We start from the raw sequence: 12545 nt of genomic DNA on the forward strand, positions 1-12545 counted from the left end.
AATGTAAATAAACGTAGTAAATATGCGAGTTGTAGAGTTCTGCAACGAGCTATTAGTATAGATGAAAAGGAGGAAAAAGAATTGGATTATAAATTAATAGCCATAGATATGGATGGTACATTATTAAATAGTCAAAATACAATAAATAAAAGAACTAGAGATGCAATTTTAAGGGCTGGAGATAAGGGTGTATATGTAGTTTTAGCAACAGGAAGACTTATGACTTCTGCAATAAATTATTCTTCTAAAATAAATCTAAAAAGGCCTATCATATCAAGTAATGGAGCAGTAATAATAGATGAAAATAAAAATATAATTTTTGAAAAACATATTGATCCAGGTCGAATAGAAAATATAGCCCATATTGCGGATAAAAATGACGTATACTATCATTTTTATGGAAAAGATAGTTTTTATTCAAATAAATATGTAGAAGATATAATAAAGTTCTATAATCCAGCAGATAGTCTAGAAGAAGAAAAAATAAAGTTTAATTTATATAATCATATTGAAGATATATTAAAAAAAGATATAGATATATATAAATTCATTTTTATTGATGAAGATAGAAAAAAACTATATAAATTAAGAGAAGAACTGAAAGAAGTAGAAGATATAAATATATGTAGCTCATGGAGCAACAATGTTGAGATCATGGAAAAAGATGTGTCTAAAGGAAATAGCTTGAAATATCTTTGTGAAAAATTAAATATACATAGAAATGAGATAATAGCAGTAGGAGATAATGAAAATGATTTATCAATGTTGAATTTTGCGGGTCTTGGAGTTTCTATGGGCAATGCAAAAGAAAATGTAAAATCTGTTGCAGATATAATTACATCTACAAATGATGAAGATGGTGTAGCAGAAATAATAGAAAAATATATATTATAGAGGTAAAGAATATGTCATTAAATATAGTACTTGTAGAACCACAAATACCACATAATACTGGAAGTATAGCGCGAACATGCGCTCTTACAAATACAAAGCTTCATTTAGTAAGACCGCTTGGATTTTCAGTAGAAGATAAATATTTAAAAAGAGCAGGACTTGACTATTGGCACTTAATAGATATTAATTATTATGATAGTTTTGAAGAAGTTTTTTTAAGATATCCTAATAATGACTTTTATTTTGCCACTACTAAAACAGAAAACTTGTATACAGATTTTAAATACAAAGATGAATCCTTTTTTGTCTTTGGAAAAGAAACTAAAGGTTTAAGTGAAGATATATTAGAAAAGAACTGGGAAACTACGATTAAAATCCCAATGATAGATAGTATAAAAAGATCTTTTAACTTATCAAACTCAGCTAATGTAATCTTATTCGAAGGTCTAAGACAGTTAGAATTTTTGGGTTTAAGATAATGATAGATTATAAACTTGTTATGGGAGGAATAAAATGGATATTGCATTACCAGTATTAGGAGGATTAGGTTTATTTCTATATGGTATGAATGTAATGGGAACAGGCCTTCAAAAAGCTGCTGGAACAAAACTGAAAAGAATAATAGGTATTTTAACACAAAATAGATTTTTAGGTATACTTATTGGTATAGCTGTTACTACAATAATTCAAAGTAGTAGTGCTACAACTGTTATGGTTGTAGGATTTGTAAACGCAGGTATTATGTCCTTAGTTCAAGCTACTGCCGTTATAATGGGAGCAAACATTGGTACAACTGTTACAGCTCAGGTAATTGCCTTTAATTTAACAGATTATGCACCCTTAGCTGTTGTAGTAGGAGTAATACTTTTGCTTTTTACATCTAAGAAAAAAACAAAGGAATTAGGGGAAATCTTAATTGGTATAGGAATTCTTTTTATAGGAATGGATATGATGGGAAGCGGTTTATCTCCATTGTCCCAATTACCAATATTTTCTAGGGTTATGGCTGGACTAGACAATCCATTTTTAGGTCTTTTAGTAGGGGCAATACTTACTACTGTACTTCAAAGTAGTAGTGCCGCAACTGGACTATTGCAAGCACTTGCAAGTCAAGGACTGATAAATATGGGGGTAATATTTCCAATATTACTTGGGGAAAATATAGGTACAACCACAACAGCTCTTTTATCTAGTATTGGAGCAAATAAGACTGCTAAAAGAGCAGCTCTTATCCATCTTATATTTAACTTAGTGGGTACTGTTATATTTATATTAATACTTAGATATCCCTTAGAATATGTAGTAAAACTCTTATCACCAGATAATTTGTCTAGACAAATAGCAAATACGCATTCATTTTTTAATATATTAAACGTAATGATACAATTCCCATTTGCTATATATTTAGTTAAGGTTGTGGAAAAGTTAGTTCCTGGTGAAGAAGTAAAAGAAAAACCAGCTACAATTTATCTAGATGAAAGAATTATAGAAACACCATCTATAGCTATAGGACAAACAAACAAAGAAATACTTAGGATGGGGAATCTTGTATTAGAAAACTTACAATTATCACATGAAGCTTTAGTAAAAGGGAAATATGAAAAAATAGAAAAAATATTACAAACAGAAATCCTTATAAATAAATTGGAAAGACAAATTACAGAATATCTTGTAAATCTTTCTAACGCTCCTATTTCAAACAAGGAACATGAAGAGGTAAACAATTTACTTTATACAATAAATGATATGGAAAGAATAGGAGACCATGTTGAAAATATGGCAGAACTAGCACTTTATATGGAAGAACATAGCATAATATTTAGTGTAGAGGCAGTTGAAGGTTTAAATGAAATGTATGAAAAATGTGAAAAAATAGTAGCAAAAACATTAGAAAGCTTTGAGTTTTCAAATGAGACTTTAGCTAGAGAGATTTTAGTTCTAGAAGATAAGGTCGATGAAATAGAAGAAAGAAATAGACTAGGACATATTGAAAGATTAAATAAAGGTTTATGTATGACAGAACCAGGAATAATGTTTTTAGATACACTCAGTAATCTTGAAAGGGTAGCAGACCATTCTGTAAATATAGCAATGTATATTTTAGATAACTATAAATAGGGAGTGTTATAATTGATAATTCATGAAATTTTAGAAATGATTATTCCGTATATAACAGGAACTTTGGAATTAATAGGGGTTCTTATAATTGTGATTGCTGGAGTTAGAGCTGTGAAAAATTTTTTATTTAATAGATTTAATTTTAAGGATGATAGAATTGGAGTTAATTTTGCTCAAGCTCTTTCTCTTAGTCTTGAATTTAAATTGGGAGCAGAAATAATAAAAACAGTGGTAATAAGAGATTTAGATGAATTTATTATACTTGCAGCCGTTGCATTACTTAGAGTAATTCTTACAATAGTTCTCCATTGGGAGCTGAAACATGGTACAAAAGATATATGCAATGATGCCGAAGCTACAACAAAAGCTTCATAAAACAATTATAAGTCTTTTATAGATATAAATTGCTTGTAAACTTTCTTTTTAAAGGTTATAATAGATATAGATTAAATTATAGATGTAGATTAAATTTGACAAACTCTGGAAAACAAAATTACCGAAGGAGTAACTTTTGAATAAAAAACAGAGTAAATAGAAAGGGTTCTATTTACTCTGTTTTTTATTTGTGGTTGTTATTATATTCACATAGTTTAAAAAATAAATATAGGGTATAAATATAAGAGTATAAATATTTCAAGAGGAGGGAAATATATGGCATATGATGTAATAATTATAGGGGGAGGACCAGCAGGCCTTAGCGCAGGTCTTTATGCGGCAAGGGCTAGACTTTCTACTTTGATAATAGAAAAAGATGCCTTTGGAGGGCAAATAGTTACTACCGCAGATGTAGAAAACTATCCTGGTTCCATGGTAAATCCTACAGGTCCAGTACTTATTGATAGAATGTTGCAACAAGCAGAAGGGTTTGGAGCCCAAAAGGTTTCTGATAAGATCGTTGAAATTAAGGTTGATGAAAAAATAAAAGTTGTAAAAGGAGAAAAAGATGAATATAAAGCAAAAGCTGTTATAGTAGCTACGGGTGCTGTTCCAAGAACAATAGGAGCCCCTGGTGAAAAAGAGCTAACTGGCAGAGGTATTTCTTATTGCGCTACTTGCGATGCAGCTTTCTTTGAAGAATTAGAAGTTTATGTAGTAGGTGGAGGAGACTCTGCAGTTGAAGAAGCTATTTATCTTACTAAGTTTGCAAGAAAAGTTACTATTATTCACAGAAGGGATGAGCTTAGGGCCGCAAAATCAATTCAAGAAAAGGCATTTAAAAATGAAAAGATTGATTTTATCTGGGATAGCTCGATAACTGAGGTAAAAGGTGAAGGTATATTAGAATCCTTTACACTTAAAAACCTTAAAACAGGAGAAGAAAAAGAAGTTTTCCCCGATGAAGATGATGGTACATTTGGTATATTTGTATTTGTAGGTTATTTACCTGCTACTGGTTTATTTGAAGGTATATTAGATATGGAAAAAAGTTATATAGTTACTGATGATAATATGCATACAAATGTAGAAGGAGTATTTGCTGCTGGAGACAATAGAGTAAAATCCTTAAGACAAGTTGTAACAGCAACTTCAGATGGTGCTATAGCAGCTGTTCAAGCTGAAAAATATATAGAAAACAATTTTGAAAAATAAAAAGGAGGTGTTTTAAATGTTAGAATTAAATAAGGAAAATTTTGAAGAAGAGATTTTAAAATCAGAAGGACTTGTACTTGTTGACTATTGGAGTCCAAGTTGTGAACCTTGTAAAGCTTTAATGCCTCATGTTGAGGAGTTAGAAAAAACACATGGTGAAAATATTAAATTTGCATCATTAGATATCACTAAAGCCAGGAGACTTGCTATAGGACAAAAAGTATTAGGACTTCCTGTTATAGCTATTTACAAAGATGGTGAAAAGATAGATTCTGTAGTTGGAGATGAAGCTACTGAATCATCAATTCAAGCTATGATTAAAAAACATGTTTAATTTATAAAACAAAGTTTTTAACCTTAATAAAGGTTAAGATATATATCTGTTAAAATAAGAGGAGGTGAAATTATGCGTCTAGAATTAGGACAAATTATTATAAAAGATGTCCAATTTGGTGATAGTACCAAAGTAGAAAATAATGTGCTCCATGTAAATAAGCAAGAATTAATAAATCTTATAAAAGAAGATGAGCACTTAGCTACAGTAGACGTTGAAATTGCAAGACCTGGAGAAAGTGTTAGAATTACACCTGTTAAGGATGTGATCGAGCCTAGAGTTAAAGTTGAAGGAAAGGCTGGAGTGTTCCCTGGACTACTTTCTAAAGTGGAAACAGTAGGTGGAGGAAAAACTAATGTATTAAAGGGTTGTGCAGTTGTAACTACAGGTAAAATAGTAGGTTTCCAAGAGGGTATAATTGATATGGTGGGACCTGGTTCAGAATATACACCTTTTTCTAAGCTAAACAATGTAGTGTTAACTTGTCAACCAAAGGAAGAACTAAAACAACATGATCATGAAAGAGCAGTTAGATTTGCAGGATTTAAAGCTGCAGCATATTTAGCTAAGGCTGCCAAAGAATTAACTCCAGAAAAAACTGAAATTTTTGAAACTTTACCACTTGTAGAGGGAATAGAAAAACATTCTGATCTTCCTAAGGTAGCATATATACAAATGCTTCAATCTCAAGGACTTCTTCATGACACTTATGTATATGGAGTAGATGCAAAGCAAATAGTTCCAACAATTCTTTATCCAACAGAATTAATGGATGGAGCTATAGTAAGCGGTAACTGTGTATCAGCTTGTGATAAAAATACAACTTACCATCATTTGAACAATCCAGTTGTACACGATCTTTATGATAAACACGGTAAGGAGCTAAACTTTGTAGGAGTTATAATTACAAATGAAAATGTATACCTTGCTGATAAAGAAAGATCTTCAGACTGGACTGCAAAGCTTGTAGAATTTTTAGGTGTTGATGGTGTAGTAGTATCTCAAGAAGGATTTGGTAACCCAGATACCGACCTTATCATGAACTGCAAAAAAATAGAGGATAAAGGAATAAAAACTGTTATTATAACAGATGAATATGCTGGTAGAGATGGTGCAAGTCAATCACTAGCAGATGCTGATCCTTCTGCAAATGCAGTAGTAACAGGAGGTAATGCAAATGAAGTTATAACCTTACCAAAGATGGATAAGGTTATTGGAACACTAGACTATACTGACATTATAGCTGGAGGTTTTGATGGTAGCTTAAATAAAGATGGAACTATAACTGTAGAAATCCAAGCTATAACAGGAGCTACAAATGAACTAGGTTTTAATAAAATGTCTGCAAAAATGAAATAAAAAATTATATTTTTATATAGAAAGAGGGAGGTTGTAAAATGACAATTTTCAATGAAAACTCAAAAGTAGTTGTAATTGGAGATAGAGATGGTATACCAGGACCAGCAATGGAAGCTTGTATAAATACCACATCAGCTGAAATAGTTTTTTCAGCAACAGAGTGTTTTGTCTGAACGGCTGCAGGAGCTATGGACTTAGAAAATCAAAGAAGGGTAAAAGAAATCGCAGATAAATACGGCGCAGAAAATGTTGTTGTAATTATAGGCGGAGCAGAAGCAGAATCAGCAGGATTAGCAGCTGAGACAGTAACTGCAGGAGACCCTACATTTGCAGGTCCATTAGCAGGAGTCCAGTTAGGACTTAAGGTTTATCACGCAGTAGAACCAGAATTTAAAAAAGAAGTAGATGAAGAAGTTTATGATGATCAAATAGGTATGATGGAAATGGTTCTAGATGTAGATGAAATTATAAAAGAAGTAGGTTCCATGAGAAATGAACATACAAAGTTTTAATTAATAGATATCTTGGAATTTAAGAAAGGAGGGAAATATATGGGTAAACTAAGAGTTGTGCATTATATTAACCAGTTCTTTGCAGGTATTGGAGGAGAAGAAAAGGCAGATATCAAACCTGAAGTTCGAGAAGGAGCAGTAGGACCTGGAATGGCTTTTCAAGGTGGATTTAAAGGAGAAGCTGAGATAGTAGCCACTGTTATATGTGGAGATACTTATTTTGGTGAAAACACTGAAGAAGCTAAAGAAGAAGTTCTAGAGCTAATTAAAAAATATAATCCAGACCTTTTTATAGCAGGACCAGCTTTTAATGCAGGTAGATATGGATTTGCTTGTGGTACTATGGCAGAAGCTGTAGAGAAGGAGTTAAATGTACCTTCTGTTACAGGGATGTATATAGAAAACCCTGGTGCAGATATGTTTAAAAAATCCGTATATATAATTTCTACCAAAGATAGTGCGGTAGGGATGAGAGATGCTGTAGCTAAAATGGTACCTTTAGCCTTAAAACATGCTAAGGGAGAAGAAGTAGGTACAGCTAAAGAAGAAGGATATATGGAAAGAGGAGTAAGGGAAAATTACTTTGCAGACAAAAGGGGTTCTCAAAGAGCAGTGGATATGATAATTAAAAAACTTAAGGGTGAAGAGTTTGAAACTGAATATCCAATGCCTGATTTTGATAGAGTAGAGCCAGCAGATGCTATTAAAGACATGTCTAAAGCTAAAATTGCCCTGGTAACCTCAGGAGGAATTGTACCTAAGGGAAATCCAGATCATATAGAATCTTCTTCAGCTTCTAAATATGGAAGTTATGATATTTCTGATGTTGAAAATTTAGAGGCGCAATATTTTGAAACTGCTCATGGTGGTTATGATCCTACATGTGCAAATGAAGATCCTAATAGGGTATTGCCAGTTGATGTCTTAAGAGCTATGGAGAAAGAAGGAAAAATTGGTGAGCTTTATGGAACTTTCTTTACAACAGTAGGAAATGGAACAGCTGTAGCAAGTGCTAAATCTTATGCAGAAGAATTTAGTAAAAAGTTAAAAGAGGATAAGGTAGATGCTGTTATATTAACTTCTACGTGAGGTACTTGTACACGTTGCGGTGCAACGATGGTAAAAGAAATTGAAAGAACAGGAATCCCTGTTGTTCATATATGTACAGTAGTACCAATATCTTTAACAGTAGGAGCAAATAGAATTGTTCCAGCTATAGCCATACCTCATCCATTAGGAGATCCAAACCTAGATAAAAAAGAAGAAAAAACACTTAGAAAAAAATTAGTTGAAAAGGCTTTAAATGCTTTATCAACTGAAGTGGATGAACAAACAGTTTTTGAAAATTAATAAATTATAACAATAAAAGGATGATGAAAATCATCCTTTTATTAAAAGTGGAGGTGTATTTATGAAATATTCAGTAGTTAAAGGGTCCAGTTATGTTCTTATTCATGCTCCTGATATGCTTATCCATAACGGAACTACTCAAACAACAGAAAAACAAACTAATCCAGATTCAAAATATCTCAAAGATCTTCCAAATCACTTAAGAAGTTTTGATGAAGTTGTAAACTATTTACCAAATCAAGTTTATATTGGTAATCATAAACCTAAAGAATTGAGAGAATATGAACAACCATGGTTTGATAAAAAAATAGATGACGTAAAAAAAGATGGGAAATTTGGTGAAATACTAGCTCAAGAGGAGTTTATAGGACTTGTAAAAATAGTTGATGTATTTGATCTTGTAAAGCTTACAAAAGAATTTACTGAAAGTGTAAGAGTAAAATTAAACAATCATCCTTTAATAAGTGAGGAATTAGTATCAAGACTTAAAGAAGGTACAAATATTGAAGAAGTAGAAAAAATAATATCTGAACAAGGCGGAGAAGCTATATATAATAATGGAGAGCTGATAGGATGTGTAAAAAGAGCACATGATATAGATGTAAATCTAACATCTACAGTTCTATTTGAAAACTTAGTCGCAAAAGCTTCGGCAGTTATAACAGCTTTAAATTTGATAGATAAAAATGATATAAATCCAGAAGAAATAGATTATGTTATTGAATGTTCAGAAGAAGCTTGTGGAGATATGAACCAAAGAGGCGGAGGTAACTTCGCAAAAGCAATTGCAGAGTTTGCAGGCCTTACAAATGCTACAGGATCAGACACTCGAGGATTCTGTGCAGCGCCAGCTCATTCTCTAGTAGTAGCTTCATCTCTTGTGGCCGCAGGAACTTTTAAAAATGTCATGGTAGTTGGTGGAGGTTCTGTTGCTAAACTTGGGATGAATGGTAAAGATCATATTAAAAAAGGAGTACCTGTATTAGAAGATGTATTGGCTGGATTTGCAACACTTGTTAGCCAAGATGATGGAATCAATCCAGTTTTTAGAACTGATATGGTTGGTAGACATACAGTTGGAACGGGTTCATCACCTCAGGCAGTTATAACATCATTAGTTACAGAACCATTAGATAGAAATGACTTAAAAATTACAGACATAGATAAGTATTCAGTAGAGATGCAAAATCCTGATATTACAAAACCAGCTGGAGCTGGAGATGTACCTACTGCAAATTATAAGATGATAGCAGCCCTAGGAGTTAAAAGAGGAGATCTTGAAAGAAGGGATATTCCTAGATTTATAGAAGAACATGGAATGGAAGGATGGGCTCCAACTCAAGGACATATTCCATCAGGAGTTCCTTACTTAGGATTTGCTAGAGATGAAATCTTAGAAGGTAATATAGGAAAAGCTATGTTTGTAGGTAAAGGTAGCCTGTTTTTAGGTAGAATGACAAATTTATTTGATGGTATATCTATAGTATTATCTAAAAATGAAGGTAAAAAGGAAGAAGCTGAAGGTTTGTCAGAAGAAAAGGTAAGAGGTTTAGTAGCTGAAGCTATGAAGGACTTCGCTTCTCATCTCTTAAAGGAATAGGGGTGAAAAAATGTCAGAAGCAAGTGTAAAAACTATGATTGGTAAAGTATTTGCTGATATAGCTGAAGGTATAGAAACTGGTCAATTTGGAAAAAAGACAAGAGTTGGTATTACGACTCTTGGAAGTGAACTAGGTATCCAAAATGTAGTGGAAGGTGCAGAACTTGCTCAAAAGAGAGATTCTTCTTTAGAAGTAGTCTTAATAGGACCCAAAGTTGATTCTACTTTATCTCAAGAAATTGTAGAAAGTGAAGATGAAGTATATAAAAAGATGGAAGAACTTTTAGATGCAGGGAAGCTTGATTCCTGTGTTACAATGCATTATAACTTTCCAATAGGAGTCTCTACAGTAGGTAGAGTCATAACTCCTGGTAAAGGAAAAGAAATGTTTATAGCTACAACCACAGGTACTTCTGCAACGGATAGGGTGGGAGCTATGATTAAAAATGGTATACACGGAATCATAACTGCTAAATCTATGGGAATAGAAAATCCTACACTTGGAATTTTGAATGTAGATGGTGCAAGACAAGTAGAAAAGGCATTTAAAAATTTAGTAGAAAAAGGATACAAGATAAACTTTGTAGAATCTACTAGAGCAGATGGTGGATATGTGATGAGAGGAAATGATCTCATACTAGGTACGCCAGATGTCATGATCACAGATACCCTTACAGGAAATATTCTTATGAAATTATTTTCATCATTTACCACTGGTGGAGTCTATGAATCACAAGGATTTGGATATGGACCAGGGATAGGTGAAAAACAAGATAGAACAGTTCTAATAATCTCTAGAAGTTCAGGAAGTCCAGTTATAGCAAATGCTATATCCTATGGGGGAGACCTTGCTCGTGGAAGTATAAAAGAAATATCTAAAGAAGAATATAAACGAGCAAAGGATGCAGGATTAAAAGATATAATAAAAACATTTACAAAGGATACAAAAGATAGCATAGACACAGATGAGGAAATAAAAGCCCCACTAAAAGAAACTGTAACAGAAACTATTGGTGGCATTGATATAATGGAACTAGATGATGCAGTGAGCACCCTTTGGAAAAAAGGAATATATGCAGAGTCAGGTATGGGCTGTACAGGGCCTGTAGTTATGGTAAATGAAGCTAGACTTTGTGATGCTATAAAAGCATTAACTGATGGAGGCTATGCTGTAGAGGATAACAATATGTGTTAAACACTCCAACCTTTGGAGTGTTTTTTTATTTGGCAATAAATGATTTTGTACTTTCATAAAATTTTGATATAATGTATTAAAGAAGGAGAATGCAAAATGAAGTTGGGATATAATTTAACATTAAAGCAAACTCAAACATTGTCAATGACACCGGAACTGCAACAGGCCATAATGTTACTTCAATTAAACAGTTTAGAATTAAATGAATATATAAGAGATGAAATAGAGAAAAACCCACTTCTAGAAATAGAAAAAAGTAAAGAAGACAAAGAAGACATAGAAAAGACTAGAGAAAATGAAGAAGATATAGATTGGAAAGAATATATAGAAAAATATGATGATATAAGTTATAAACCGCAAACAGATAAGAATAAAGAAGCTGTAAAATATGAAAATTTTGTTACTTATACAAAATCCTTAAGAGAGCATCTTTTAGAACAACTAGGTTTGTTAGATTTAGAAAAAAAATTAAAATATGTATGTGAGTATATAATTCAAAATCTAGATAAAAATGGGTATTTAAAAATTAAGCTAGAAGAGTTATCTTTATTATCAAATGTAAACGATGAAATGATAGAAAAATCTTTAAAAACAGTACAAAGTTTAGAACCTAAAGGTGTAGGAGCTTCTGATTTAAAAGAATGTTTACTTCTTCAATTAGAAGATAAAGAAAAGAATAATTTAGCAGTAGAAATAATAGAAAACCACTTAGAGGATTTAGGACTAAATAAATTAAATAAAATATCTAAAAAATTAAAGGTAGATATAAATAAGGTGCAACAGTCTATTGATTATATAAAGACATTGGAACCTAAACCTGGTCGAGCTTTTAGTGATGAAAGTTTAGAAAATCTAGCATATATTACTCCAGATGCGAATATTGAATATATAGATGGAGAATATAAAGTAAGTGTAAATGAATCTTCAGGACCTAGGTTAAACATAAATAAATTTTATAAAAATTTGATAAGTAAAAGTTCAGATGAAAGTGCTAAAACATTTTTAACTGAAAAATTGAACTCTGCTAGCTGGATAATAAAAAGTATTGAACAAAGGAGAAATACTATTAAACGTGTAGTTGAGGCAATACTTGAATATCAAAAGGACTTTTTTGAAAATGGGGAAAAAGCTTTAAAACCTTTAACTTTAAAGATGATAGCAGAAGATATAGATATGCATGAATCAACTGTATCAAGAACTACAAATGGGAAATATGTACAAACTCCAAGGGGAGTATTTGAATTAAAATACTTTTTTACTGTAGGTGTAAATACAATAAGTGGTGATGTATCTTCAACTAGTATTAAATCTATGATAGAAGATATAATAGAGGGTGAAGATTTAAATAAGCCTTATAGTGATCAAAAAATATCTGATATATTGAAAGAAAAAGGATGTTCCATATCAAGAAGGACAGTAGCTAAGTATAGAGATGAACTTGAAATACCCTCTTCAACTATGAGGAAAAGGTTTGACTAAGAAGAAAAATATATAATATATATAAATACTATTGAAATAAATCTTTTTTAAGCTTATAACTTGAGTTTTGCAGTAAAATCAAAGAATAAAGGCCCTTATGCATTGTAAATACAA

General features: G+C 31.9%; 12 protein-coding genes. All 12 read left to right on the forward strand.

Annotated elements, in window-relative coordinates:
- Nucleotides 1-894: Cof-type HAD-IIB family hydrolase (locus ACTHW2_RS05635; protein ID WP_442262996.1), on the forward strand; the 894-nt coding region annotated here is incomplete at its 5' end.
- 11 nt (nt 895-905) lie between these two features.
- A complete protein-coding gene (locus ACTHW2_RS05640) occupies nt 906-1373 on the forward strand; it encodes a tRNA (cytidine(34)-2'-O)-methyltransferase (protein WP_442262997.1) in 468 nt (155 codons plus the stop codon).
- Nucleotides 1374-1407: 34 nt separating this feature from the next.
- Entirely contained in the window at nt 1408-3012 is a 1605-nt protein-coding gene (locus ACTHW2_RS05645) for a Na/Pi cotransporter family protein (protein WP_442262998.1), read from the forward strand.
- 12 nt (nt 3013-3024) lie between these two features.
- Nucleotides 3025-3387: a DUF1622 domain-containing protein gene (locus ACTHW2_RS05650; protein WP_442262999.1), complete on the forward strand. Its 363-nt coding sequence runs from the start codon at nt 3025-3027 to the stop codon at nt 3385-3387.
- Nucleotides 3388-3663: 276 nt separating this feature from the next.
- A complete protein-coding gene (gene trxB / locus ACTHW2_RS05655) occupies nt 3664-4602 on the forward strand; it encodes a thioredoxin-disulfide reductase (RefSeq protein WP_442263000.1) in 939 nt (312 codons plus the stop codon).
- 16 nt (nt 4603-4618) lie between these two features.
- Nucleotides 4619-4936, forward strand: a complete 318-nt coding sequence (trxA, locus tag ACTHW2_RS05660) for a thioredoxin TrxA (protein ID WP_442263001.1) — start codon at nt 4619-4621, stop codon at nt 4934-4936.
- 72 nt (nt 4937-5008) lie between these two features.
- Nucleotides 5009-6295, forward strand: a complete 1287-nt coding sequence (locus ACTHW2_RS05665; protein WP_442263002.1) for a glycine/sarcosine/betaine reductase component B subunit — start codon at nt 5009-5011, stop codon at nt 6293-6295.
- Between the two features lie 38 nt (nt 6296-6333).
- Nucleotides 6334-6807, forward strand: a complete 474-nt coding sequence (gene grdA / locus ACTHW2_RS05670) for a glycine/sarcosine/betaine reductase complex selenoprotein A (RefSeq protein WP_442263003.1) — start codon at nt 6334-6336, stop codon at nt 6805-6807.
- Between the two features lie 39 nt (nt 6808-6846).
- Nucleotides 6847-8157 (forward strand): glycine reductase complex selenoprotein B, encoded by a 1311-nt coding sequence (grdB, locus tag ACTHW2_RS05675; RefSeq protein WP_442263004.1) that lies wholly within the window; start codon nt 6847-6849, stop codon nt 8155-8157.
- Nucleotides 8158-8218: 61 nt separating this feature from the next.
- Nucleotides 8219-9757, forward strand: a complete 1539-nt coding sequence (gene grdC, locus ACTHW2_RS05680; RefSeq protein ID WP_442263005.1) for a glycine/sarcosine/betaine reductase complex component C subunit beta — start codon at nt 8219-8221, stop codon at nt 9755-9757.
- A 10-nt stretch (nt 9758-9767) separates the two neighbouring features.
- Nucleotides 9768-10952, forward strand: coding sequence for a glycine/sarcosine/betaine reductase complex component C subunit alpha (grdD, locus tag ACTHW2_RS05685; RefSeq protein ID WP_442263006.1), 1185 nt, complete (start codon nt 9768-9770; stop codon nt 10950-10952).
- Nucleotides 10953-11048: 96 nt separating this feature from the next.
- Nucleotides 11049-12431 (forward strand): RNA polymerase factor sigma-54, encoded by a 1383-nt coding sequence (gene rpoN, locus ACTHW2_RS05690; protein ID WP_442263007.1) that lies wholly within the window; start codon nt 11049-11051, stop codon nt 12429-12431.
- Nucleotides 12432-12545: the final 114 nt, after the last annotated feature.

Source organism: Tissierella sp. (assembly GCF_052089545.1).
Classification (GTDB): Bacteria; Bacillota; Clostridia; order Tissierellales; family Tissierellaceae; genus Tissierella_A.

What these genes read in the sequence shown, in the direction of transcription:
- trxA (WP_442263001.1), top strand. Translation starts at nt 4,619, where the DNA reads ATGTTAGAATTAAATAAGGAAAATTTTGAAGAAGAGATTTTAAAATCA.
- grdD (WP_442263006.1), top strand. Translation starts at nt 9,768, where the DNA reads ATGTCAGAAGCAAGTGTAAAAACTATGATTGGTAAAGTATTTGCTGAT.
- ACTHW2_RS05665 (WP_442263002.1), top strand. Translation starts at nt 5,009, where the DNA reads ATGCGTCTAGAATTAGGACAAATTATTATAAAAGATGTCCAATTTGGT.
- ACTHW2_RS05640 (WP_442262997.1), top strand. Translation starts at nt 906, where the DNA reads ATGTCATTAAATATAGTACTTGTAGAACCACAAATACCACATAATACT.
- trxB (WP_442263000.1), top strand. Translation starts at nt 3,664, where the DNA reads ATGGCATATGATGTAATAATTATAGGGGGAGGACCAGCAGGCCTTAGC.
- ACTHW2_RS05645 (WP_442262998.1), top strand. Translation starts at nt 1,408, where the DNA reads ATGGATATTGCATTACCAGTATTAGGAGGATTAGGTTTATTTCTATAT.
- rpoN (WP_442263007.1), top strand. Translation starts at nt 11,049, where the DNA reads ATGAAGTTGGGATATAATTTAACATTAAAGCAAACTCAAACATTGTCA.
- grdC (WP_442263005.1), top strand. Translation starts at nt 8,219, where the DNA reads ATGAAATATTCAGTAGTTAAAGGGTCCAGTTATGTTCTTATTCATGCT.